This is a genomic window from Pseudomonas sp. Y3 TE3536 (assembly GCF_053629175.1).
Genome location: NZ_JBRJHU010000001.1, coordinates 359,243 through 381,225, shown reverse-complemented (window position 1 = coordinate 381,225; position 21,983 = coordinate 359,243). Strand labels below are relative to the sequence as shown.

Sequence of the window (21,983 nt, the reverse complement as noted above, 5' to 3'; positions counted from 1 at the left end):
TGTTTTTGGCTGCCCACCTGTCAGGTGATGGCGGTCCCTGTAGGAGCGGCCTTGCGTCGCGAAAGGGCTGCAAAGCAGCCCCAGGTTTCAGCGTCGCCGCACTTATGCTGGGGCTGCTTTGCAGCCCTTTCGCGACGCAAGGCCGCTCCTACACAAAGGCAGTGCACTGGGTTTCAGAAACTCACAGACGCCGACAACCGTGCCGTACGCGGCGCACCCTGGAACAGGTAGTTGTCCCCCAGGTAATCCCCCACATCGCGCCAGTAGCGCTTGTCGAACACGTTGTCCACGGTCAACCGCAGCACCGTGTCATACCCCCCAATGCGGGTGCGGTAGCGGCTGCCGACGTCGAACACGGTATAACCGCCCACCTCGACATTACCCGCCTGGCTGGCATATTTGCTGGCGCTGTAGCGCGCACCGCCCAGCAGCGCCAGGCCAGGTACCGGCAGGCTGTATTCGGCCTGCAGCGCCGCACGCAGTTTGGGCACATTGATCGCCTGATGCCCTTCGTAGTCCTCGGTCCCGCTGTTTTTTACCCGCGCGCGAATGGCTGCGGCACTCGCCTGCACTTGCAGGTTCGAGGTCACCCAGCCACTGGCGCCCAGCTCCAGGCCGGTGTTTTTCTGTTGGCCTTGCTGGACATAGGTGAAGGTGCCTTGGCCATCGGGCCGTGCGTATTGATACGCCTGGCGGATCTGAAACAGTGCGGCACTGAAGCTGATGCCTTGCCAGTCACGCTTGATGCCCAACTCCAGCTGGCGTGACAGGGTGGGGGCGAGGATTTCAGCCGCGTTGCTGGTAAACCACGGTGCGGTACCGCCAGCCGACAGGCCTTTGGCATAGCTGGCGTACAGCGTGGTGTCTGGGCGTGGCTTGTAGATGAGCGCAGCATTGGGCAGCAGTTGATACTGGCGAGTGTGGCGCCCGGCAACACCGGTCTCGTCCCAGGTCTGCTCGTCCAGGCGCACTTCGCGAGCGCCGATCACGGTTTGCCACTGCTCGTTGAAGCTGATGTGATCACTCACGAACACGCCGTACTGGCGGCTGTCGAGGCGACGCTCGCTGGCGCCGATCGGCTTGTCAGACGGGTCGAGTACTGGCGCACCGGTGTAGATATTGCCGGTACCCAGCCACTCGTTGTAATAGGGGCGTTGATCCACCGTGCGGCGTTGCGCGCTGCTGCCGATTGTCAGGTCGTGCCCTACGCCCAAGGCATCGAAGCGGCCGTTGAGCGTGGCCTGTGCTTCATCGGTGCGGCGGGTGTCATCCGGGCTGCGGTAGTCATAAATGTCGTAGTCGCCATTGCTGCCGAAAAACGCCCCCTCGCTCGAGCCCCAGGCAAACGCACTGTAATCGTCGATCACCACCTTGCTGCGCGACGCACTCAACGTGCCGGTCCAAGCCTCGTTGAAGCGATACTCGAAACGCCCACCCAGGTTCAGCGAATCGTTCTGCACCGGCTTGGCCCACTGCTGGTAGGCCAGGCGATCATGCGGGTCGATACCGTGTGGCACCTCGGTGCCGCCGAGCAACTGGTAACCGGGCACCGAGCGTTGTTCGCGGTGCTGGTACTCGGCGTCCAGCTGCAGCGTGGCATCCGGGTTGATCTGCCAGTCGAAGGCCAGCGAGGCGAAGTCGCGCTTGCCATCGGCATGGTCGACATAGCTGCGGATGTCTTCGTGGGCCAGGTTGGCGCGCAGGCCGAACTGCCGCTCGCTGCCGAACCAGCCGCCCAGGTCGGTGGCCAGGTAACGTTCGCCTTGTTCGTTGGTCGATACCGTCACGCTGCGCACGTCTTCGGCGCGCTTGGTCACGTAATTGATTAGGCCGCCCGGTTCCGAAACGCCGCTTTGCAGCCCGGACAAGCCCTTGAGCAACTCCACTTGCTGTTTGTTTTCCAGGGCAACGTTCTGCTCGCCGGCGATAGTCTGGCCATTGATCCGGTAGCTGCTGGCGGCATTCAGCTCGAAGCCGCGCACGTTGAAGTTTTCGTAATAGCCGATGGGTGCATAGCTTTCCCCCACCGAGGCGTCGCTTTGCAGCGCTTCGCTGAGCTTGCGCACCTGGCGGTCCTCCAGCAATTGTTGGCTGAACACGCTGACCGAGGCTGGGGTGTCGAGCAGCGGCGCGGGCTGGAAACCACCCACCGAGGCTTCGCGCACCTGATAGCCGTCGTTGCCATAGCTGTCGGAGACCCGCAGCGGGTCTAGCACGATGCTGTCTTCGGCAAGCAAATGAGGGCAATGCAGGGCCAGGCCCAGGCTGAGCAAGCTCAGGGGCAGGCGGGGGCGAAGCGGGGGCATGCGGAGGCTCCTGGATACGCGATACCAGTGCCGGCCTCTTCGCGGGGCAAGCCCGCTCCCACAAGGGTTGCGCAGAATCCTGTAGGAGCGGGCTTGCCCCGCGAAGAGGCCGGCACAGGCCATGAAAAAGGCGGCATCTTAACAGCCGCCTTCAACATTGGACGATCAAGCCCGCGCGATATTCAGTCGTTGCTGGCCGGGCGCTTGTGCTGGCGCCAGCTGTCGTCGATCTTCGACCAGGTCTTGCCATCGGTCACGGCTAGCAGTTTGCGTCCGTCCTTGAAGGTGGCGAGGAAGGTGGCTTCTTCTTCCTTGCCACCGAGCCAGAGCCCGGCCAGCAGCCCCACCGGCCCGGCCACCAAGGCCCCAGCTACACCCCAGCCAAGGGCGGTACCCAGGCTGCGGCTGGACTCCAAACTGGACAGCTTGAGGTCACTGATGCGTGCAAGTGAGATCCGCTCGCCAGGAGAGGGGCTGCGCGGGGTCTTGAGTGTGAGCGATCCATTGCGATACTCGCCTTCACCTTGCAAGAAATCGCCGGATCGAACCGTGAGTCTTGTCATAAAGTCGTCCTTCAGGGAGGGGGCATTGTCCAGCGCCTACTTGAGCCCTCCCGAGGCAGGCAGTCAACGCTCAGGCGACGGAGGGTAGTGCGTTGCAATGTCGCGGCTGATGCGCTTGCGCTCGGCCAGCGCCCAGGCCAGCAGCGCCAGTGTACCGATCACCAAGCCGGCCACGACAATGCCCATCCAGCCCTGACGCTGGAACAACTGCGTCCCCAGCAACGACCCCAGCGCACCGCCGATGAAGTAGCAGGTGATATAGCCTGCATTCAGCCGTGTGCGCGCCTCTGGCCGCAGCGCGATCACCGCGTTCTGGTTACTCACGTGTACCAGCTGCACGGCCAGGTCGAGCATCAATACCCCCAGCAGCAACGCCAGCAGCGAGTACTCGGCAAAGCCCAGCGGCACCCACGACAGCAGCAGTACTATCAGCCCGACCGTGGTACCCAACGCCCCCTTGCCGCGGTCGGCCAAGCGCCCGGCCCAGTTGGCCGACAGCGCCCCCGCCGCGCCTGCCAGGCCGAACAGGCCAATCACCGCGTCCGAGTAGTGGTAGGGCTCTTGCGCCAGCAGGAAGGCCAGCGGTGTCCAGAACAGCGCGAACAGGCTGAACGCCAGCAAGCCCAGCAGTGAGCGCAAGCGCAGCACGGGCTCTTCGATGAACAGGCGGAACACCGAGCCGATCAAGGCCGGGTACTTCAAGCCGGCATGGCTGTGGTGCTGCGGCAAGCTGCGGTACAGGGCCAGGGCGGTGATGGCCATCAGTACCGCGGCCAGCACATAGATGCTGCGCCAGCCACCCAGCTCCGCCATGAAACCGGCCGCCGTACGGGCCAGCAGAATGCCCAGCAACAGGCCGCTCATCAGTGTGCCCACTGCACGCCCGCGCTGATGCGGCTCACTCAGGTTCGCCGCCATCGGCACCAGGATCTGCGCCACCACCGAGAACAGGCCGGTCAGTGCGGTGCCGAGCAGCAACCACGGCAGGCTCGGTGCGCAGGCGCTGATGACCAGGCCGAGGGTCGAAATGGCGGTCATCACCGTGATCAGGCGGCGTTGCTCGAACAGGTCGCCCAGGGGCGCCAGCAGCAACAGGCCGGCGCCATAGCTGAGCTGGGCGGCGATGACGATGCTGCCGGCGCCGGCGGTGCTCAGGCCGAACTGCAGGGCGATGCTGTGCAGCAACGGTTGCGCGTAGTAGTTGCTGGCCACGGCCAGGCCGGTGGCGGTGGCCATCAGCAGGATCAGGGCGCGACTGAGGGTGGGGGCGTTCATGGGGATCTCGGGGGGCATTGGCAGGGGGCTGTATTCTAGGGCGTTGAGGGTATGGCGGGGGATGTTTAGCGCCTGGGAGATCGAGCGCCGCCCGCGCGGCGCATCGCGAGCAACGCTCGCTCCTACGTTTGTTTCGGGCCAATATTCCTGGGGCATTCGCGCGCGACCGCCCTGGCGCATGACGCGATATCGCGTCGAACAAACAAGGCGGTCGCGCGCGCCTGTCACAGGCGTTACTGGCCAAAAACAAACGTAGGAGCGAGCGTTGCTCGCGATGCGCCGCGCGGGCGGCGCTCGATCTCCCAGGCGCTAAAAAAACCACGGCCTACCCCCAGAACCGCCCCCACCTCAAGCCGCAAACCCACCATCCGCCGTCAAACTGGCCCCAGTGATGTACCCCGCCTCTGGCCCCGCCAGGTAGGCCACGAAGCTGGCAATCTCATCCACCTGCCCATAGCGCCCAATGGCCATCAGCGGTATCAGGTTGTCGGCAAACTCACCGCTGGCCGGGTTCATGTCGGTGTCTACCGGGCCGGGCTGCACGTTGTTGACGGTGATGCCCTGGGGGCCGAGGTCGCGTGCCATGCCGCGGGTCAGGCCCACCAGCGCCGACTTGCTCATGGCGTAGGGGGCGCCACCGGCAAAGGGCATGCGCTCGGCGTTGGTGCTGCCGATGTTGATGATGCGCCCGCCCTGGCCCATGTAGCGCACGGCCGCTTGGCTGGCGACGAACACACTGCGCACATTCACCGCCAGCATGCGGTCGAAGTCCCCCAGGTCGAACTCGGCGATCGGCGCCACCGTCAGCACGCCGGCGTTGTTCACCAGAATGTCCAGCCCACCAAAGGCCTTCGCGGTGTCATCCACCGCCAATTGCACGGCGGCGGCGTCGGCGCTGTCGGCGCGCAGGGCGAGGGCTTGGCCGCCGTTGCCGATGATTTCCTGGGCCAGCTGTTCTGCCGGGCCGGCGGAGCTGACGTAGGTGAAGGCAACCCGAGCACCGTCGCGGGCCAGGCGGCGCACGATGGCCGCACCAATGCCGCGGGAGCCGCCCTGGACCAGGGCTACCTTACCGTCGAGTGGAAGTTGTTTGGACATGCTGATCTCCTGCTGGGAAGCAAGGCCGAATGCCTTGGATGGGCGCAGTATCGGTGGCTAATTACCTGCTGATAAGATGGCAATCACTATTAGCAGAGTAAACCTTTGGTTGTTAATCATGGCCGTGGAGTCGTTCAACGCCCTCGAATGCTTTATCCGCAGCGCCGAGGTCGGCAGCTTCGCCGAGGCCGCTCGCCGCTTGAGCCTAACCCCCGCCGCAGTGGGCAAGCATGTGGCTCAACTGGAAGCCCGGTTGGGCGTGCGACTGTTCCAGCGTAGTACCCGCAAGCTGACCTTGACCGAAGCAGGCCAGCGTTTTCTGGGTGAAGTGAGTGACAGCTTTCGTACCATCCAGTACGCCGTGGCTAACCTGGCCAGTGCCGAAGGCCAGCCGGCCGGGCTGCTGCGGGTCAGCATGGGCACGGTGTTCGGGCGGTTGTACGTGTTACCCCTGTTGGGAGAATTCTTACGCCGTTACCCGGCGATTACCCCGGATTGGCATTTTGACAATCGCCAGGTCGACCTGATCGGCCAGGGCTTCGATGCTGCTATCGGTGGCGGTTTTGATTTACCGCCGGGGGTGGTGGCGCGCAAGCTGACCCCGGCGCACCGAGTGCTGGTGGCAGCGCCTGCCTACCTGGACCAACAGGCACCGATCGAGGACCCGCAGGCGCTGCAGTGCCACGCCGGCATTCTGATTCGCTCACCGCAGACCGGCCGGGTGCGCTCCTGGCCGCTGACCAGTCGCTGGCAGGAGCAGCAGCCGTTGGTGCTGCGCCAAGCAATGACCATGAGTGATTCGGATGCGGCCTGCGCGGTGGCGCAGCAGGGGTTGGGGGTTGCCTTGGTCAGTCTGCCGTTTGCCGTGCCTTACCTGCAGGCCGGGCGGCTGCGGCGGGTGTTGCCGGATTGGTATGTGGACGATGGGCATATCAGCGTGTATTACGCCCAGCACAAATTGTTGCCCGGGAAGACGCGGGCGTTTATCGATTTTGTCGTGGAGCAATTCGCGCAGCAGGGGTTGGCGGGGCAGTTCGATGCGCTGCAGGGCCTCTAGATTGATGCTGCCTGATGCGGCCTCTTCGCGGGTAAACCCGCTCCCACAGGGATGGCGCAATACCTGGGCACATATTTCAGGCCTGCAGTGATCCTGTGGGAGCGGGTTTACCCGCGAAGAGGCCGGGTCAGGCAACATCAACAATGAAGAACACCTGCGCCCCCAAGCTCACCTCGTCATCCACCCGCTTGCCCACCAGCTGCTGCCCCAGCGGCGAGCGCGGTGTGATCACGGTCACCAGTTCATCCCCTTCACCCACTTTCAACCCCGCCGCCTCAGGCCCGAGGAACAGCCTACGTTGCTGGCCATCCTCGTCCTCAAGGGTCACCAGGTTGCTCACCTGCACGCCACGCGCAGGGTCGTAGTCACGCAACAGCAGTTGCTGGTAAATCTGCAACGCCTGGCGAATCTCGGCAGTACGCCGCGCCTGGCCGGTGGCCAGGTACGAAGCCTCAAGGCCCAAGGTGTCATACTTGTTTTCGGCGATGTTCTCTTCCGCGGTGGCGGCTTCGTACGCGGTCTGGGCGGCGCGGCTCAGCACGTCTACGTCATGTTCGAGGGTCGCGACGATGCGCGTGAGTAGCAGGGGCTTGTCCATCTTCAGTAACAGAACTCCAGCACATGGGCCTGGCTTTTTTCGGTGGGCGCGGTGCGGTTCTGTTGCAGCCAGAACTGGCACTTGGGGCTGTTGAGGTTGCGAGGGTTGCCTTGGGCAGCCTCGGCGGCCTGTTGCAGTTGCTGCTGGTGCAGGATGTCCTTGTAGCGCTCGAACATTTCGCCCTGGGCATCTACCGGTGGCGGCGCGGCGGGTTGGCTGCGGGCAGGGGCCACGGCCTGGGCGACCGGCTGCACCTGCTCTGGCCACAGATGCAACGCCAACCACAGGCTCATGGCAATGGCCACGGCGCCCAGCCACAGGCCAAAGGCCACGCAGAGGATCAGTTGCAACGGCTTGAGGGTGATTTTCAGTTCGCGGTGGCGGGGCATGGCAGCCTCCTGGCAGGGCAGTTCGAGGTGCATTGTCGCACGCTGTCGGCGAATTTTACCTGTGGGTGCTTTTGTCCACGGCAATTAATCCGCAGAATTCGCGGTTTTGGGCACCATGAGGGGGAGGGCACATGAAGGCCACCTGGGACATCTTTTGCACCGTCGTCGACAATTATGGCGACATCGGCGTCACCTGGCGCCTGGCGCGGCAACTGGTGGACGAGCACGATCTGGCGGTGCGCTTGTGGGTGGACGACCTGAACGCCTTCGTGCCGATGTGCCCCGGCGCCGATGCCACGGCGCTGCAACAATGGCAGCACGGTGTCGATGTGCGCCAGTGGCCTGCCGAGTGGCTGCCGGTGGAGCCTGCCGAGGTGGTGATCGGCGCGTTCGCCTGCCAGCTGCCGGCGCACTATGTCGAGGCCATGCGTGCGCGGCCCAAGCCGCCGCTGTGGCTGAACCTCGACTACCTCAGCGCCGAGGACTGGGTTGAGGGTTGCCACGGTTTGCCGTCGCCCCAGCCCAACGGCTTGCGCAAAGTGTTCTTCTTCCCAGGCTTTACCGAAAAAACCGGTGGCCTGTTGCGTGAGGGTGATTTGCTGGCGCGGCGCGAAGCCTTCGCGCAGTCTGCCGAAGCCCGGCAGGCGTTCTTGCAGCGCCTGGGTGTACACCCCGAGGCGCAAGCGCGGCTGATCTCGCTGTTCGCCTATGAGAACACCCAGCTGGGCAACTGGCTGGATGCGTTGGCAGCCGATACCCAGCCGACCCACCTGCTGGTCCCGCAAGGGCGCATCCTGGCTGACGTCGCCCAGTGGCTGGGCGAGCCGGGGCTGGCGGTGGGCGATGTGCGCCTGCGCGGGTCGCTGACGGTGCAAATTTTGCCGTTCGTCAGCCAGGACGATTATGATCGCCTGCTGTGGGCCTGCGACTTCAATGCCGTGCGCGGCGAAGACTCGTTCGTGCGTGCGCAGTGGGCCGGGCGGCCGATGCTGTGGCACATCTACGTGCAGGACGAGAACGCCCACTGGGAAAAACTCGAAGCGTTCCTTGCGCATTATCGACAAGGCCTGTCAGACGATGCCGCTGACGCACTGGTTGCGTTGTGGCGTGCCTGGAACATGGACAACGACGTCGGCCAGGCGTGGCAAGCGGCCCAGCGGCACTGGCCAGAACTGCAGCAGCATGCCCGAGATTGGGCGGCCCGGCAGGCCACTCGGCCGGACCTTGCCATGACGCTGGTACAGTTTTACCGAAATTGGCTATGATATGCGGCCTCGATTTTTATAAATCCATCCAGATTCGGATACTTCGTAATGAAAACTGGTAAAGAACTGAAACCCGGTACCGTACTGCGGATCGACAACGACCCGTGGCTGGTTCAAAAAGCTGAGTTCACCAAATCGGGCCGTAACAGCGCGATCATGAAAACCAAGCTGAAGAACCTGCTGACCGGCTACAAGACCGAAACCGTCTACGGTGCGGACGACAAGCTGGACGACGTGATCCTGGATCGCAAAGAAGCGACCCTGTCGTTCATCAGCGGTGACTCGTACACCTTCATGGACACCACCGACTACACCATGTACGAACTGAACGCCGAAGATATCGAGGCTGTTCTGCCGTACGTCGAAGAAGGCATGACCGACATCTGCGAAGCCGTCTTCTTCGAAGACCGCCTGGTATCGGTAGAGCTGCCGACCACCATCAGCCGTAAAGTTACCTACACCGAAAACGCTGCTCGCGGCGACACTTCGGGCAAGGTCATGAAGCCAGCCAAGCTGAGCAACGGCACTGAAATACAGGTTGCTGACTTCATCGAAATCGACGAGATGATCGACATCGACACTCGCGATGGCACCTTCAAGGGCCGTTCCAAGAAGTAATTCTTCTTGTGATGCGCACAAAAAACCCGGCCTCGGCCGGGTTTTTTTATGCCTGCATTCAGACCGTCACGTGCAGCCTTACATCCACATTGCCGCGGGTGGCGTTGGAGTAAGGGCAGACCTTGTGCGCCTTCTCCACCAAACCTTCGGCATCGGCCTGGGCCAGGCCCGGCAGGTTGATGTGCAGGTCGATGTCCAGGCCGAAACCACCCGGGATCTGGCCAATGCCCACGTTTGCAGTGATCGAGGCATCGGCCGGCAGGGCTTTTTTCTCTTGCCCGGCGACAAATTTCAGCGCGCCGATGAAGCAGGCCGAGTAGCCGGCCGCGAACATCTGTTCAGGGTTGGTGCCGTCACCGCCCGCGCCGCCCAGTTCCTTGGGGGTGCTCAGCTTGACTTCCAGCTTGCCGTCGCTGGAGCGGGATTTACCGTCGCGCCCGCCAGTGGAGGTGGCTTCTGCGATGTACAGCGGAGTGACCTTTTGCATCTTGAGCCTCGCTAATGTGCTGTGCGCAACCGGGTGGCGGCGGCGCTGGGTAGGTGTGGGATTTAAATTAGCGCGCAATTAGTTTGCGCGCAAGATAAATCATCACCGTTCATCCGAACGGCCATCACACAGCATAGCGCTCAGAGGTTTTTCTGCAGGTTGTCGCGCAGTTCGAGCAGGTCGGCTTGCAGCTGTTTCAGGCGTTCCAGGCTGCGCCCGCTGGCCTTGAGGATGCACGGGGGCACCTGTTTGGCCTGTTGTTGCAAATCACGGCCCTTGTCTGTCAGTTGCACCAGTACCACCCGTTCGTCTTCGCGGCTGCGGGTGCGCTTGAGCAGGCCTTCGCTTTCAAGGCGCTTGAGCAGCGGGGTCAGCGAGCCAGGGTCGGTGAGCAGGTGCTGGCTGATCTCGCCCACGGTCAGGCCATCCCGCTCCCACAGCACCAGCATGGCCAGGTACTGCGGGTAGGTCAGGCCCAGCGCTTGCAGCAGCGGCTTGTAGACCTTGGTCATCAGCAACGAGGTCGAATGCAGGGCGAAGCAGACCTGGTTGTCCAGCAGCAGCTCGTCACAGGAGGCTTGGGTGTCGGCGTTCATGCAGGTCCTTGGAATAATCAATGGGGAAATCTAGCACGCTGATCATTAGTGCGTTCATTGCCAGCGCAGTTCACTGCGCAGGGCCAGGTCCCAGGGTGGAATGGGGCTGAAACGGCTCTTGAGAAATTCGAGCAGTAAACGGCTGCGAGAGTTCGTTTCATGTGCCAGGCGTAACGCATAAATGCCACTGGACTCGGCGGCTGGCAGGCCACCTTCGCAAAACAGCGGGACCAGTTCGCCGCGCAGCAGGTAGTCGCTGATCAGCCAGGTGGGCAGGTGGGCAATGCCCAAACCCGCCAGGGCGCCGAACAGCAGGGTTTCGGCGTTATTGGCGGCCATGCGCATGCGCGATGGCCGGTACAGTCGGGCCTGGCCGGCCACGCTGAAGCGCCAGGCAAACGGCGGCGCCAGACCGTCCCAGTCGAGGCCGTCGTGCGCAGGCAACTCGCTGGGGCACGCCGGTACGCCTCGGCTGGCCAGGTAGGCCGGGCTGGCGCAGGCGATGCGGACCATGTTGGCCAGCGGCGTGGCGACCAGGCGCGTGTCGGCCAGGGGGCCGGCACGCAACACCAAGTCGACTTCGCCGAGGTGGCTGCCCTGCAGGTCGACGAAGCTGTCGATCAGGCGCAGGTGCACGTCCAGCCCGGGGTAGGCCACCAGGAAGTCGGCGATGGCCGGGGCGAGGTGGCGACGGCCAAACGCGGCGGGGGCGTCGATGCGGATGAGGCCTTCCGGGGCGCTGCTCAACGAGACGGCTTCGGCGCGGGCCAGGCGCAGCTCCTCGATGATGCGTCGTGCGCGTTCGGCAAAGGCGTTGCCGGCCGGGGTGGCACGCACAGCGTGGGTGCTGCGGGTGAACAGCCGGCTGCCCACGGCGCTTTCGAGGTTGTCGATGCGCCGGGCCACGGCCGAGGGCGTCAACGGGTGGCGCCGCGCGGCGGCAGAGAAGCTGCCGGTTTCCAGCACGTCGAGAAACAGGCTGAGTTGGTCGGTGAGGATATCGGGGTTCATGGTGGCTCGGCTTTGCATAAAACGCACAGCCATTGTGCGCTGCTGTGCGTTTCCCCACCAGCCCCGACTCGGTAGCATGCCCACCATTGCAAGCGAGAGGCGCAGAGGCCCCTGATGATTGAGTGGTTGTTGTATATCGCGTTGGGCGCTGCCCTGGGCACCATGGGTGGTTTGTTCGGCATTGGCGGCGGGTTGATTGCAATCCCGGCGCTGGGGGTGTTGTTCGGCTTGGACCAACAGCTGGCGCAGGGCACTGCGTTGGTGATGGTGGTGCCGAATGTGTTGCTGGCGCTGTGGCGCTACCACCAGCGCAACCGCATCGAGCTGCGCCATGCGCTGCCGTTGGCACTGTGCAGTTTCCTGTTCGCCTGGCTGGGGTCGATTTGGGCGGTGGGCATCGATGCCCAGTCCATGCGGCTGGGCTTTGTCGGCTTTCTGGTGGCGCTGGCGGTGTGGAACGTGGCGCGGATGTTCCTCAAGGTTGCGCCGCCCAGCCCTGAACTGCGTTACGCCTGGCCGTGGCTGGGGGTGCTGGGCAGTTTTGCCGGGACCATGGGTGGGTTGTTCGGGGTGGGGGGCGCGGTGGTTGCCACGCCTATTCTGACCAGTGTGTTCGGGACCACCCAGGTGGTGGCGCAGGGGTTGTCGCTGGCGTTGGCGGCGCCCAGTACGACGGTGACCTTGTTGACCTATGGCGTGCACCAGAGTGTTGACTGGGGGGTAGGGATCCCCTTGGCGGTGGGTGGGCTGCTCAGCATCAGCTGGGGGGTGAGGTTGGCGCATGCCCTGCCAGAGAAGGTGTTGCGGGCGATGTTTTGTGCGTTCCTGGTGGTGTGTGCGGTGATGTTGGGGTTTGAGCTTTAAGCGCACATGCAGCAGCCATCTCCCTGTAGGAGCAGCCTTGCGCTGCGAAGAGGCCCGTCCAAGCAGCGCAAAATGTCGCTGAAATCACCGGCCTTTTCGCAGCACAAGGCTGCTCCTACACAAAGCTATGGCTGCCACTGATCTATTTGAACCCTTCGACGATGTAATCGGCCATGCAATCGGTGATCGGGGACGGGTGCTGCGTGCTGCGCACCAGCATCACATTGGCCACCGGTAACTGCGGCAGCCCGTCGCTCTCGCCCAAAATCCGTATGTTGCCGCCGATCAGGCTCTGCAACTGTGCCGTCACCGCCAACCCGGCAGTGACGATGGCAAAGATCGCCGCCAGGCTTGGGCTGGTGTAGGCAATGCGGTAGTCGATGCCTTGCGCTTCTAGCGCATTGCAGGTCCAGGCGCGGCAAAAGCAGTCGGTGTTGAACAGCGCCACCGGCATGGGCCGTTGCTCCTGCGGGCAAAACCCTTCGGCGGCAGCCCACACCAGCCGTTCCTGGCGCAACAGCTGGCCGACTTCGTTGCCCGGTTCGCGGGTGACGATGGTCAGGTCCAGGTCCTGGCGCAACATCAATTGCTTTGACGAATCGCAATGCACCTCCACCTGCACCAGCGGGTAAGCCTGGGCAAAACTCGACAGGATGGTCGGCAGAAAGCGCATGGCGTAATCGTCGGGTGTGCCGATGCGTACAACCCCGACCATGTGCGGCATGCGCAAGGTATTGAACACTTCGCCGTGCAGCTTGAGGATGCGCCGGGCATAGCCAAGCAGTACCTGCCCTTCAGCGGTGAGGCGTACCTGGCGGCCCTCGCGCTCGAACAGCTGGCGCTGCAGGATGTCTTCCTCCAGGCGTTTCATTTGCATGCTGACCGCCGACTGGGTGCGGTTGACCACCTCGCCGGCGCGGGTGAAACCGCCTTGCTCAGCAATGGCGACGAAGGTGCGCAACACGTCGGCATCAAGGCTTTGATACTGGGACATTGCATCAATCTCCGAGATGCATGGCATCAGAAACATTCGTTGGATTGATCTTAAGCCTGGCGCGAGACTGGAGCCATCAACACGGAGGGCTTCACGATGAAAGGTCATGTCAGCAGCATCCAGCAACCTGCCTTTTCCCTGAACCACCTGTGGCACGCAGCCCTGCAGCGCCCGGCGCGTTGGTGGGAGCTGTACCGTCAGCGCCAGGAGCTGGCCAGCCTCAGCGATGCCACACTGCATGACCTGGGCTTGAGCCGGGCGGATATCCAGCAAGAGGCCGAGCGGCACTTCTGGGATGATCCGCTGCGCAAATAGGCCGTTTTTTGTAGGTGCGGCGGTTTAGCGGCGCACCTGCTTGAGGGTTTCGGCAATCAGAAACGCCAGTTCCAGCGACTGATCGGCATTCATGCGCGGGTCGCAGTGGGTGTGGTAACGGTCCGACAGGCCGTCTTCGGTGATCGGGCGGGCGCCGCCGATGCATTCGGTGACGTTCTGCCCGGTCATCTCGATGTGAATCCCGCCTGCATGGCTGCCTTCGGCCTGGTGCACCTGGAAGAACTGCTTCACCTCGTCGAGGATCTGCGCAAAGTCACGGGTCTTGTAGCCACTGCTGGCCTTGATGGTGTTGCCGTGCATGGGGTCGGAGCTCCACAGCACCTTGCGCCCCTCGCGCTCGACAGTGCGGATCAACCCTGGCAGGTGGTCGCCGACCTTGTTGGCGCCCATGCGCACGATCAGGTTGAGCCGGCCGGGGTCGTTGCTCGGGTTGAGGGTGTCGATCAGGCGGATCAGTTCTTCGGGGTTCATGCTGGGGCCGACCTTGACCCCGATGGGGTTGTGCACGCCGCGCAGGAACTCGACATGGGCGCCGTCGAGCTGGCGCGTGCGGTCGCCGATCCACAGCATGTGCGCCGAGCAATCGTAGTAGTCGCCGGTCAGGCTGTCCTGGCGCACGAAGGCTTCTTCATAGTTGAGCAGCAACGCTTCGTGGGCGGTGAAGAAGCTGGTCTCGCGCAGTTGCGGCGCGCTGTCCAGCCCGCAGGCGCGCATGAAGGCCAGGGTCTCGTCGATACGGTTGGCCAGTTGATGGTACTTGTCGGCCAACGCCGAGTTGGCGATGAAGTCCAGGTTCCACTTGTGCACCTGGTGCAGGTCGGCAAAGCCACCTTGAGCAAAGGCGCGCAGCAGGTTGAGGCTGGCGGTGGCCTGGTGGTAGGCCTGCAGCAGGCGGTCCGGGTCGGGGATGCGGCTTTTTTCGTCAAAGCCGATGCCGTTGACGATATCGCCACGGTAGGCGGGCAGGGTGACGTTGCCGATGGTCTCGTCGCCCGCGGAGCGCGGCTTGGCAAATTGCCCGGCCATGCGCCCGACCTTGACCACCGGGCAGCCGGCAGCAAAGGTCATGACGATGGCCATCTGCAGCAGCACCTTGAACGTGTCGCGGATCTTCGCGGCGGAAAACTCGGCAAAGCTCTCGGCGCAGTCGCCGCCCTGCAACAGGAACGCGCGGCCTTCGGTGACTTCGGCGAACTGCCGGCGCAGCTCGCGGGCCTCACCCGCGAACACCAGCGGCGGGTAGCTGGCCAAGGTCTGTTCGACCTTGAGCAGGTGCGCGGCGTCGGGGTAGGTCGGTTGCTGCTGGATAGGCAGGGCACGCCAGCTGTCAGGGCTCCACGGTGCGTTCATTTCGGGCTCGATCTTGTGGGTTGTAGGCTTTGGCTCATGGTAACAGTTGCCGCCGCGCTTGTTGCATCGGGGGTGTTGGCGGACAATGCGCGTTTTTGCACGGGCGAGTGGCGAACATGACGGCGGAACGGGAAGAGCGGCTACTGGCACGGGTCGAAGATGCCTTTGGCGTCATCAGCGTGTACGAGGTGGACGACTACCGTTTTCTCGAATTCGGCGACGCGATCGAGCAGAGCTGCGTATTCACCGCCGACCCCAGCTGGCTGGAATATGACTACACCCGCGCCATGCTGGTCGGCGCCTTGTGCCACGCGCAGCCCGAGAGTGCGCTGTTTCTGGGCCTGGGCGCCGGCACGCTGACCCAGGCCTGCATGAAATTTCTGCCGCTGGACGATATCGAAGCCATCGAGCTGCGCCCCGACGTGCCGCGCCTGGCCATGGAATACCTGGGCCTGGACGATGACCCGCGCCTGTATGTGCGGGTGGGCGATGCCATCGAGCTGCTGCCCAGCGCAGAAAAGGCCGACCTGGTCTTCGTCGACCTGTACACCGACTTTGGCCCGGGTGTCGGGCATTTGGCCTGGGGGTTTCTGGACAACTGCCAGAAGCAGCTAAACCCTGGGGGGTGGCTGGTGATCAACCAGTGGGCCAGTGATGACGGCAGGCCGCTGGGCGCGGCGCTGCTGCGCGGTTTGTACCACCGGCATTATTGGGAGTTGCCGGTGAAGGAGGGCAACGTGATCCTCTTGGTGCCGGCGGACCTTGAGCAAACGCTGGACATGCAAGGGCTGCGAGCGCGGGCTGAGGCGCTGGCGCCGCAGTTGGGGTATAGCCTTGACGGGCTGATCAAAGAAATTCGGCCTGCTACCTGAGCAGATGACATCCCTTGTAGGAGCAGCCTTGCGCTGCGAAGAGGCCATTGCAGGCAGCGTAGATGCTTGCTGCTTTAACCGGCCTCTTCGCAGCGCAAGGCTGCTCCTACAAGGGGATGTGAATTAACGATTCAGCCCGTCGTCGCTAGTGGCTACGTGGTGGCTCCGGTCTACCGAAAATTTTCCTCACGTAACCCGTTAATTCGGGTATAGTACGCGCCGGTCTTTTAGCGGACCTCAAAATCAGGTGGTGCAAATCCTCCGAGTCCAGCTTCGGCTGCACGTCCGCTAGGCGGACCTTCCCAAGTTTTTCTTTTTCAATCGTTTTCGCAAATCCCCGCCGCCAAAGCTGCCTGGGTGACCTTCTGGTCTTTCAAGGCATGTGCAGCTTTGGAGCATGGGTCTTTGCGGATGCACCTAGAGGCAGACCCATGACCCAGGAAACCGGCGGATTCGCCGCTCTCGATCTCAATCCGAATATTGTTGCTGCTGTACTGGCTACCGGCTATGAAGAGCCGTCCGCCATTCAGCATCAGTCGATCCCGATCATCCTCGCCGGTCACGACATGATCGGCCAGGCGCAGACTGGCACCGGCAAGACCGCTGCCTTCGCCCTGCCGATCCTCAACAAGATCGACGTGAGCAAGCGCGAACCGCAAGCCCTGATCCTGGCGCCAACCCGTGAGTTGGCGCTGCAAGTTGCTACCGCTTTCGAAACCTACGCCAAGCAGATGCCGGGCGTTAACGTGGTCGCTGTTTACGGTGGTGCCCCGATGGGCCCACAGCTGCGTGCCATCCGTAACGGCGCGCAAATCGTCGTCGCTACCCCAGGCCGTCTGTGCGACCACCTGCGTCGTGACGAAAAAGTCCTGTCGACCGTACAGTACCTGGTACTGGACGAAGCCGACGAGATGCTCAAGCTGGGCTTCATGGATGACCTCGAAGTAATCTTCGACGCAATCCCAGCTAGCCGTCAGACCGTTCTGTTCTCCGCAACCCTGCCGTCGTCGATCCGCTCGATCGCTGAACGTCACCTGCGTGAACCCAAGCACGTCAAGATCCAGAGCAAGACCCAGACCGTTACCGCGATCGACCAGGCTCACCTGATGGTCCATGCCGACCAGAAGATCCCGGCTGTTCTGCGTCTGCTGGAAGTTGAAGAGTTCGACGCGCTGATCGCCTTCGTGCGTACCAAGCAAGCCACCCTGGACCTGGCCGCCGCGCTGGAAGCCAAGGGCTACAAGGCTGCTGCGCTGAACGGCGACATCGCCCAGAACCAGCGTGAGCGCGTTATCGACTCGCTCAAGGATGGCCGCCTGGACATCGTCGTCGCCACCGACGTCGCTGCCCGTGGTCTGGACGTACCGCGCATCACGCACGTGTTCAACGTTGACATGCCGTACGACCCAGAGTCCTACGTTCACCGTATCGGCCGTACCGGCCGTGCCGGTCGCGAAGGCCGTGCACTGCTGCTGGTCACCCCGCGTGAGCGCCGCATGCTGCAAGTGATCGAGCGTGTTACCGGGCAGAAAGTTGCCGAAGCACGCCTGCCGAATGCCCAGGCCGTTCTGGATGCTCGCATCAAGAAACTGACCTCGAGCCTGGCGCCGCTGGTGGCCGAATCGGAAGCCAGCCATGGCGACCTGCTCGACCGTCTGACCACCGACCTGGGTTGCAGCCCGCGTGCCCTGGCTTCGGCCTTGCTGCGCAAAGCCACCAATGGTCAGGCGCTGGACCTGGCTGCCGTAGAGCGCGAGCAGCCGCTGGTACCGGGCGTTGGTGCACCGCGTGAGCGTACTGGTGAGCGTGCAGAGCGTGGCGAGCGCAGTGACCGTGGTGACCGTGAGCGTCGTGCGCCAATGCCGCTGGCTGAAGGCCGCGTGCGTTGCCGTACTGCCCTGGGTGCCCGTGACGGCATCGCTGCCAAGAACCTGTTGGGTGCGATCCTCAACGAAGGCGGCCTGGCCCGTGACGCTATCGGCCGTATCCAGGTACGCGACAGCTTCAGCCTGGTCGAGCTGCCGGAAGATGGCCTGGAGCGTCTGCTGTCCAAGCTCAAGGACACCCGCGTGGCTGGCAAGCAGCTGAAGCTGCGTCGCTACCGCGAAGATTGATCCTGGCGTAATAAAAAAATCCCCGGCCTGAGCTGGGGATTTTTTTTGCCTGGGTGAAGCGCACACGGCCCGTGAGCAGCCTTGTGCTGCGAAGAGGCCAGTGCAAGCAGCGAGCATTCACTGTGCTTGCACCGGCCTCTTCGCAGCGCAAGGCTGCTCCTACAGGGGATCTGTGTTTCAGTCGAACCTGTAGATATCCATCCCCAGTGCGCCCAAGGTGAACCCCTGGTGGACGATGCCGAACGTGCCCCCAGCCCCAAGGGCAAAAAACAGCGGCAGCAAATGCTCATCACTGGGATGGTTACGCACCGCAAACGGTGCCGCTTGCCGGTAACCCACCAGCGCCTCCCGGTCATCCTCCTGCAGCCGCGCCACCACCCAATCCCGAAACGCCAGCGACCAAGGCTCGATCACGTCCGGCCCGGCGTGCCAGTCCAGTTCGCCCAGGTTATGGGTAATGCTCCCCGAGCCCACCAGCAGCACCCCCTGCGCGCGCAACCCAGCCAGTGCCTGGCCAACCTTGAGCTGCAAGGCAGGCCCCAGCTGACTGGGCAGCGACACCTGGAGCACCGGGATATTGGCGCCCGGGTACATCAGCGATAACGGCACCCAGGCGCCATGGTCGAACGGCCGGTGCGCATCGGTGCGCGCCGGCAAGCCGGCAGCGCCCAGCAACGCGCACACCTGCTCGGCCAGCGCAGGGGCACCCGGTGCCGGGTACTGCACGGCATACAGCGCCTGGGGGAAGCCGTGGAAGTCGTGCCAGGTCTCGGGCTGCTGGCTGCCGGTCACCAGCAGCTCACGGCTTTCCCAGTGCGCCGACACCACCACGATCGCCATGGGTTGCGGCAGGGCGTTCGCCAACCCGGCCAGGGCCGGCCCGCTGGCGCCTGGCTGCAGGGCAAGCATGGGGGAACCATGGGAAATGAACAGGCTGGGCAGCATGGTGATGTCCTGAGGGTTAAGATGCAGTCATCTTCGATCAGTTACCGATCGAAATCCAAACCAAGTTTTCTGCGCTATGTATCGAAGCGCTTGATAAGTACAGGAGCAACCATGGAGCCAGCGTTCTGGCACAAACGATGGGCCGACAACCAGATCGGCTTCCATCAAGCGCAGGTCAACCCCTACCTGCAAGCGCACTGGCCAGCGCTGGCGCTGCCGGCTGGCAGCCGTGTGCTGGTGCCGTTGTGTGGCAAGAGCCTGGACCTGGCCTGGCTGGCAGGGCAGGGGCATCGGGTGCTGGGGGTGGAGCTGTCGCGGCGGGCAGTGGAGGGCTTTTTCCAGGAGCACGGTCTTGAGGCAGACGTTACGCAGAAGGGCGCGTTCGAGGTTTCGCGCAGCGCCGAAGTAGAGCTGTGGTGCGGCGACTTCTTTGCCTTGCAGGCCCAGGATGTAGCCGATTGCGCGGGGTTCTATGACCGTGCGGCGTTGATTGCTTTACCGCCCGAGATGCGCCTGAGCTACATGCGGCTGTTGGCTGACGTGCTGCCAGCGGGGTGCCAAGGGCTGTTGGTAACGCTGGATTATGACCAGGCGCTGTTGGCTGGCCCGCCGTTTTCGGTGGCCGATGATGAGGTGCGGCACGGGTTTGCCGGTCGGCAGGTGGAGCCGCTGGAGGTGCTGGAAATCATCGAGCAGAGCCCGAAGTTTGTTCAGGCCGGTGCTACCAGCCTGCTCGAGCGGGTGTATCGCATAGGCCTCTGAAGGGGGCCACCCACAAAAAAGGGCGACCGAAGTCGCCCTTTCTTGTTTTTGCCGGGTGGATCAACCGCGACGGCGCAGCGCCTCGATACGGTCTTCCAGCGGCGGGTGGCTCATCAGCAGCCCGGCCAGGCCGTGCTTGAGGCCGCCATTGATGCCAAAGGCCTTCATGGTGTCCGGCATATGGACTGGCAGCCCTTGCTCCACACGCAGGCGCTGCAGGGCGCCGATCATCGCGGCTGTGCCGGCCAGTTGTGCGCCGGCTTCGTCAGCACGGTACTCGCGGCGGCGCGAGAACCACATGACGATCATGCTGGCCAGGATGCCCAGGATCAGCTCGGCAACGATGGTCGCGACGTAGTAGGCAATACCCTGGCCTTCTTCGTTCTTGAAGATGACCTTGTCGACGAAGTTGCCGATGATGCGGGCAAAGAACATCACGAAGGTGTTCACCACGCCCTGCACCAGCGCCAGGGTGACCATGTCACCGTTGGCCACGTGGCCGATCTCGTGGGCCAGCACCGCACGCACTTCATCGGGCGAGAAACGCTCCAGCAGGCCCTGGGATACCGCTACCAGGGCGTCGTTGCGGTTCCAGCCGGTGGCGAAGGCGTTGGCCTCGTAGGCCGGGAAGATACCCACTTCGGGCATCTTGATGCCGGCCTCGCGCGACAGCTCCTCGACCGTTTGCAGCAGCCACTGTTCGTGGCGGGTGCGCGGCTGCGAGATGATCTGGGTGCCGGTGGTCATCTTCGCCATCCACTTGGAGATGAATAGCGAGACAAGGGAGCCGGCAAAGCCGAACACGGCGCAGAACACCAGCAGGCTGCTGAGGTTGAGGTCGACCCCGTTGGCGGCCATGAACCCGTTGAAACCGAACAGGCTCAGGGTAATGCTTGCAACCAGCACCACCGCGAGGTTGGTGGCTACAAACAACAGAATGCGCATCATGGTTGTTACGTTCTCCTGACGGATGAGTGTGTTGCTTACTGCGGGGTATATAAGGTGCAAGCCGTGCCGATTCAATCGGGCGACTATTTCAAACTGTGTACGGCGGAGTATGGCAGAGGATGCGGTGGGGGCTGTGAGGTAGAGCGTTGCAGGATGTAAGAAACATTTGGGGCTGCTTTGCAGCCCATTCGCAGCACAAGGCTGCTCCTACAGGAGAACGCGTACACCTGTAGGAGCAGCCTTGTGCTGCGAAGAGGCCTTCAGTTACTGCGAATAAGTCCGCAGGAAATTCCCGATCCGCCCGATCGCCGCTTCCAGGTCGTCCACCCGCGGCAAGGTCACCACGCGGAAGTGGTCCGGCCATGGCCAGTTGAACGCTGTACCTTGCACGATCAGCAGTTTTTCCGACAGCAGCAGGTCTAGCGCGAACTTCTCGTCATTGAGGATCGGGCAGACCTTCGGGTCGATCCGCGGGAACGCATACAGCGCGCCCATCGGCTTCACGCAGCTCACGCCCGGGATGTCGTTGAGCAGCTCGTAGGTGCGGTTGCGCTGCTCCAGCAGGCGGCCTTGTGGCAGCACCAGGTCGTTGATGCTCTGGTAGCCGCCCAGGGCGGTCTGGATGGCATGCTGGGCCGGCACGTTGGCGCACAGGCGCATGTTGGCCAGCATGTCGATGCCTTCGATGTAGCTCTGGGCGTGGTGCTTGGGCCCCGAGATGATCAGCCAGCCGGAACGGAAGCCCGCCACCCGGTACGACTTGGACAGGCCGTTGAAGGTCAGGCACAGCAGGTCGGGGGCCAGCGAGGCGGTGCTGATGTGCACGGCTTCGTCGTAGAGGATCTTGTCGTAGATCTCGTCGGAGAACACCACCAGGTTGTGCTGGCGCGCCAGCTCCAGCATGCCCAGCAGCAGCTCCTTGGAGTACACCGCGCCGGTCGGGTTGTTCGGGTTGATGATCACCAGGGCCTTGGTGTTCGGGGTGATCTTGGCCTTGATGTCTTCAAGGTCAGGGAACCAGTCGGCCTGTTCGTCGCACAGGTAATGCACCGGCTTGCCGCCAGCCAGGCTCACTGCGGCGGTCCACAGCGGGTAGTCGGGGGCCGGGATCAGCACTTCGTCGCCGTTGTTGAGCAGTGCCTGCATCGACATGACGATCAGCTCGGACACGCCGTTACCGAGGTAGATGTCCTCGATGGTGACGCCTTCGATTTCCTTCTGCTGGCAGTACTGCATCACCGCCTTGCGCGCGCTGAACAGCCCTTTGGAGTCGCTGTAGCCCTGCGCGGTGGGCAGGTTGCGGATCACATCCTGGAGGATTTCGTCCGGCGCCTCGAAGCCAAACGGCGCCGGGTTGCCGATGTTCAGCTTGAGGATGCGGTGGCCTTCCTCCTCCAGGCGTTTGGCGTGCTTGAGCACTGGGCCGCGAATGTCGTAGCAGACATTGGCGAGCTTGTTCGATTTGCTGAACTGCATGATGGGGTCCCGGTTGAGAATACGCACCGCGCCCTTTCGAAAGGTTTGAAAGGGCAGGA

At 63.2% G+C, this 21,983-nt stretch carries 22 protein-coding genes; 8 read left to right on the top strand and 14 right to left on the bottom strand.

The window, feature by feature from the left end; genetic code table 11:
- Nucleotides 1-173: 173 nt before the first annotated feature.
- The 4 genes from AB7M33_RS01700 to AB7M33_RS01685 form a co-directional block, all read right to left on the bottom strand.
- Nucleotides 174-2,306: a TonB-dependent siderophore receptor gene (locus AB7M33_RS01700; protein ID WP_454242335.1), complete on the bottom strand. Its 2,133-nt coding sequence runs from the start codon at nucleotides 2,304-2,306 to the stop codon at nucleotides 174-176.
- A gap of 182 nt (nucleotides 2,307-2,488) precedes the next feature.
- Nucleotides 2,489-2,869: a hypothetical protein gene (locus AB7M33_RS01695; protein WP_027596030.1), complete on the bottom strand. Its 381-nt coding sequence runs from the start codon at nucleotides 2,867-2,869 to the stop codon at nucleotides 2,489-2,491.
- A 63-nt stretch (nucleotides 2,870-2,932) separates the two neighbouring features.
- Nucleotides 2,933-4,144, bottom strand: coding sequence for an MFS transporter (locus tag AB7M33_RS01690; RefSeq protein ID WP_099453274.1), 1,212 nt, complete (start codon nucleotides 4,142-4,144; stop codon nucleotides 2,933-2,935).
- Between the two features lie 348 nt (nucleotides 4,145-4,492).
- A complete protein-coding gene (locus tag AB7M33_RS01685; protein ID WP_454242334.1) occupies nucleotides 4,493-5,242 on the bottom strand; it encodes a 3-oxoacyl-ACP reductase family protein in 750 nt (249 codons plus the stop codon).
- A 118-nt stretch (nucleotides 5,243-5,360) separates the two neighbouring features.
- Between AB7M33_RS01685 and AB7M33_RS01680 the strand changes: the two genes are divergently transcribed.
- On the top strand, nucleotides 5,361-6,299 hold the full coding sequence (locus AB7M33_RS01680) for a LysR family transcriptional regulator (RefSeq protein WP_454242333.1): 939 nt from the start codon (nucleotides 5,361-5,363) through the stop codon (nucleotides 6,297-6,299).
- 127 nt (nucleotides 6,300-6,426) lie between these two features.
- Here the strand turns inward: AB7M33_RS01680 and AB7M33_RS01675 are convergent, their stop codons facing one another.
- Both AB7M33_RS01675 and AB7M33_RS01670 read right to left on the bottom strand, forming a co-directional pair.
- Nucleotides 6,427-6,897 (bottom strand): GreA/GreB family elongation factor, encoded by a 471-nt coding sequence (locus AB7M33_RS01675; protein WP_238216129.1) that lies wholly within the window; start codon nucleotides 6,895-6,897, stop codon nucleotides 6,427-6,429.
- Between the two features lie 2 nt (nucleotides 6,898-6,899).
- A complete protein-coding gene (locus tag AB7M33_RS01670) occupies nucleotides 6,900-7,286 on the bottom strand; it encodes a hypothetical protein (RefSeq protein WP_454242332.1) in 387 nt (128 codons plus the stop codon).
- A 131-nt stretch (nucleotides 7,287-7,417) separates the two neighbouring features.
- On the opposite strand from AB7M33_RS01670, the gene earP reads away from it, so the two are divergent.
- Together earP and efp are read left to right on the top strand one after the other, a co-directional pair.
- The gene (earP, locus tag AB7M33_RS01665; protein WP_454242331.1) at nucleotides 7,418-8,551 is read left to right on the top strand and encodes an elongation factor P maturation arginine rhamnosyltransferase EarP; all 1,134 of its coding nucleotides are present in this window, start codon (nucleotides 7,418-7,420) and stop codon (nucleotides 8,549-8,551) included.
- Between the two features lie 48 nt (nucleotides 8,552-8,599).
- Complete coding sequence (gene efp / locus AB7M33_RS01660) at nucleotides 8,600-9,169, top strand: elongation factor P (RefSeq protein WP_265968164.1); 570 nt, start codon at nucleotides 8,600-8,602, stop codon at nucleotides 9,167-9,169.
- A gap of 58 nt (nucleotides 9,170-9,227) precedes the next feature.
- Here the strand turns inward: efp and AB7M33_RS01655 are convergent, their stop codons facing one another.
- The 3 genes from AB7M33_RS01655 to AB7M33_RS01645 all read right to left on the bottom strand — a co-directional run bounded on the left by AB7M33_RS01655 (nucleotide 9,228) and on the right by AB7M33_RS01645 (nucleotide 11,263).
- Entirely contained in the window at nucleotides 9,228-9,656 is a 429-nt protein-coding gene (locus AB7M33_RS01655; protein ID WP_027596038.1) for an organic hydroperoxide resistance protein, read from the bottom strand.
- Between the two features lie 140 nt (nucleotides 9,657-9,796).
- Entirely contained in the window at nucleotides 9,797-10,252 is a 456-nt protein-coding gene (locus AB7M33_RS01650) for a MarR family winged helix-turn-helix transcriptional regulator (protein ID WP_027596039.1), read from the bottom strand.
- A 54-nt stretch (nucleotides 10,253-10,306) separates the two neighbouring features.
- Complete coding sequence (locus tag AB7M33_RS01645; RefSeq protein WP_454242330.1) at nucleotides 10,307-11,263, bottom strand: LysR family transcriptional regulator; 957 nt, start codon at nucleotides 11,261-11,263, stop codon at nucleotides 10,307-10,309.
- 114 nt (nucleotides 11,264-11,377) lie between these two features.
- Between AB7M33_RS01645 and AB7M33_RS01640 the strand changes: the two genes are divergently transcribed.
- Nucleotides 11,378-12,127 carry a sulfite exporter TauE/SafE family protein gene (locus tag AB7M33_RS01640; RefSeq protein WP_186679533.1) on the top strand — a complete coding sequence of 250 codons (750 nt, stop codon included), beginning with the start codon at nucleotides 11,378-11,380 and terminating at the stop codon, nucleotides 12,125-12,127.
- 142 nt (nucleotides 12,128-12,269) lie between these two features.
- Here AB7M33_RS01640 and AB7M33_RS01635 read toward each other — a convergent pair whose 3' ends face one another.
- Nucleotides 12,270-13,121, bottom strand: a complete 852-nt coding sequence (locus tag AB7M33_RS01635; protein WP_027596042.1) for a LysR substrate-binding domain-containing protein — start codon at nucleotides 13,119-13,121, stop codon at nucleotides 12,270-12,272.
- A gap of 96 nt (nucleotides 13,122-13,217) precedes the next feature.
- Between AB7M33_RS01635 and AB7M33_RS01630 the strand changes: the two genes are divergently transcribed.
- Nucleotides 13,218-13,436, top strand: coding sequence for a DUF1127 domain-containing protein (locus tag AB7M33_RS01630; RefSeq protein ID WP_027596043.1), 219 nt, complete (start codon nucleotides 13,218-13,220; stop codon nucleotides 13,434-13,436).
- Nucleotides 13,437-13,460: 24 nt separating this feature from the next.
- Here AB7M33_RS01630 and AB7M33_RS01625 read toward each other — a convergent pair whose 3' ends face one another.
- Nucleotides 13,461-14,807, bottom strand: coding sequence for a class II 3-deoxy-7-phosphoheptulonate synthase (locus tag AB7M33_RS01625; RefSeq protein ID WP_027596044.1), 1,347 nt, complete (start codon nucleotides 14,805-14,807; stop codon nucleotides 13,461-13,463).
- 116 nt (nucleotides 14,808-14,923) lie between these two features.
- Here AB7M33_RS01625 and AB7M33_RS01620 point away from each other — a divergent pair, with 116 nt between their 5' ends.
- Both AB7M33_RS01620 and AB7M33_RS01615 read left to right on the top strand, forming a co-directional pair.
- Nucleotides 14,924-15,679, top strand: coding sequence for a spermidine synthase (locus AB7M33_RS01620; RefSeq protein ID WP_099453281.1), 756 nt, complete (start codon nucleotides 14,924-14,926; stop codon nucleotides 15,677-15,679).
- A gap of 431 nt (nucleotides 15,680-16,110) precedes the next feature.
- Complete coding sequence (locus AB7M33_RS01615; protein ID WP_027596046.1) at nucleotides 16,111-17,793, top strand: DEAD/DEAH box helicase; 1,683 nt, start codon at nucleotides 16,111-16,113, stop codon at nucleotides 17,791-17,793.
- A gap of 177 nt (nucleotides 17,794-17,970) precedes the next feature.
- Here AB7M33_RS01615 and AB7M33_RS01610 read toward each other — a convergent pair whose 3' ends face one another.
- Nucleotides 17,971-18,738 (bottom strand): DODA-type extradiol aromatic ring-opening family dioxygenase, encoded by a 768-nt coding sequence (locus AB7M33_RS01610; protein WP_454242329.1) that lies wholly within the window; start codon nucleotides 18,736-18,738, stop codon nucleotides 17,971-17,973.
- Between the two features lie 111 nt (nucleotides 18,739-18,849).
- On the opposite strand from AB7M33_RS01610, the gene AB7M33_RS01605 reads away from it, so the two are divergent.
- Nucleotides 18,850-19,500, top strand: a complete 651-nt coding sequence (locus AB7M33_RS01605; RefSeq protein WP_454242328.1) for a thiopurine S-methyltransferase — start codon at nucleotides 18,850-18,852, stop codon at nucleotides 19,498-19,500.
- A 60-nt stretch (nucleotides 19,501-19,560) separates the two neighbouring features.
- On the opposite strand, the gene htpX is transcribed toward AB7M33_RS01605, so the two are convergent.
- Both htpX and AB7M33_RS01595 read right to left on the bottom strand, forming a co-directional pair.
- Nucleotides 19,561-20,448: a protease HtpX gene (gene htpX, locus AB7M33_RS01600; protein ID WP_003259721.1), complete on the bottom strand. Its 888-nt coding sequence runs from the start codon at nucleotides 20,446-20,448 to the stop codon at nucleotides 19,561-19,563.
- A 264-nt stretch (nucleotides 20,449-20,712) separates the two neighbouring features.
- Nucleotides 20,713-21,924 (bottom strand): pyridoxal phosphate-dependent aminotransferase, encoded by a 1,212-nt coding sequence (locus tag AB7M33_RS01595; protein ID WP_085273706.1) that lies wholly within the window; start codon nucleotides 21,922-21,924, stop codon nucleotides 20,713-20,715.
- Between the last annotated feature and the right edge of the window lie 59 nt (nucleotides 21,925-21,983).

Excerpts from the sequence above, each read along its gene's own strand:
- earP (WP_454242331.1), top strand. The coding sequence starts at position 7,418 with ATGAAGGCCACCTGGGACATCTTTTGCACCGTCGTCGACAATTATGGC.
- AB7M33_RS01675 (WP_238216129.1), bottom strand. The coding sequence starts at position 6,897 with ATGGACAAGCCCCTGCTACTCACGCGCATCGTCGCGACCCTCGAACAT.
- AB7M33_RS01615 (WP_027596046.1), top strand. The coding sequence starts at position 16,111 with ATGACCCAGGAAACCGGCGGATTCGCCGCTCTCGATCTCAATCCGAAT.
- AB7M33_RS01645 (WP_454242330.1), bottom strand. The coding sequence starts at position 11,263 with ATGAACCCCGATATCCTCACCGACCAACTCAGCCTGTTTCTCGACGTG.
- AB7M33_RS01630 (WP_027596043.1), top strand. The coding sequence starts at position 13,218 with ATGAAAGGTCATGTCAGCAGCATCCAGCAACCTGCCTTTTCCCTGAAC.
- AB7M33_RS01635 (WP_027596042.1), bottom strand. The coding sequence starts at position 13,121 with ATGTCCCAGTATCAAAGCCTTGATGCCGACGTGTTGCGCACCTTCGTC.
- AB7M33_RS01620 (WP_099453281.1), top strand. The coding sequence starts at position 14,924 with ATGACGGCGGAACGGGAAGAGCGGCTACTGGCACGGGTCGAAGATGCC.
- AB7M33_RS01690 (WP_099453274.1), bottom strand. The coding sequence starts at position 4,144 with ATGAACGCCCCCACCCTCAGTCGCGCCCTGATCCTGCTGATGGCCACC.
- AB7M33_RS01670 (WP_454242332.1), bottom strand. The coding sequence starts at position 7,286 with ATGCCCCGCCACCGCGAACTGAAAATCACCCTCAAGCCGTTGCAACTG.
- AB7M33_RS01605 (WP_454242328.1), top strand. The coding sequence starts at position 18,850 with ATGGAGCCAGCGTTCTGGCACAAACGATGGGCCGACAACCAGATCGGC.
- AB7M33_RS01700 (WP_454242335.1), bottom strand. The coding sequence starts at position 2,306 with ATGCCCCCGCTTCGCCCCCGCCTGCCCCTGAGCTTGCTCAGCCTGGGC.
- AB7M33_RS01680 (WP_454242333.1), top strand. The coding sequence starts at position 5,361 with ATGGCCGTGGAGTCGTTCAACGCCCTCGAATGCTTTATCCGCAGCGCC.
- efp (WP_265968164.1), top strand. The coding sequence starts at position 8,600 with ATGAAAACTGGTAAAGAACTGAAACCCGGTACCGTACTGCGGATCGAC.
- AB7M33_RS01640 (WP_186679533.1), top strand. The coding sequence starts at position 11,378 with ATGATTGAGTGGTTGTTGTATATCGCGTTGGGCGCTGCCCTGGGCACC.
- AB7M33_RS01650 (WP_027596039.1), bottom strand. The coding sequence starts at position 10,252 with ATGAACGCCGACACCCAAGCCTCCTGTGACGAGCTGCTGCTGGACAAC.
- AB7M33_RS01685 (WP_454242334.1), bottom strand. The coding sequence starts at position 5,242 with ATGTCCAAACAACTTCCACTCGACGGTAAGGTAGCCCTGGTCCAGGGC.
- htpX (WP_003259721.1), bottom strand. The coding sequence starts at position 20,448 with ATGATGCGCATTCTGTTGTTTGTAGCCACCAACCTCGCGGTGGTGCTG.
- AB7M33_RS01625 (WP_027596044.1), bottom strand. The coding sequence starts at position 14,807 with ATGAACGCACCGTGGAGCCCTGACAGCTGGCGTGCCCTGCCTATCCAG.
- AB7M33_RS01595 (WP_085273706.1), bottom strand. The coding sequence starts at position 21,924 with ATGCAGTTCAGCAAATCGAACAAGCTCGCCAATGTCTGCTACGACATT.
- AB7M33_RS01655 (WP_027596038.1), bottom strand. The coding sequence starts at position 9,656 with ATGCAAAAGGTCACTCCGCTGTACATCGCAGAAGCCACCTCCACTGGC.
- AB7M33_RS01610 (WP_454242329.1), bottom strand. The coding sequence starts at position 18,738 with ATGCTGCCCAGCCTGTTCATTTCCCATGGTTCCCCCATGCTTGCCCTG.
- AB7M33_RS01695 (WP_027596030.1), bottom strand. The coding sequence starts at position 2,869 with ATGACAAGACTCACGGTTCGATCCGGCGATTTCTTGCAAGGTGAAGGC.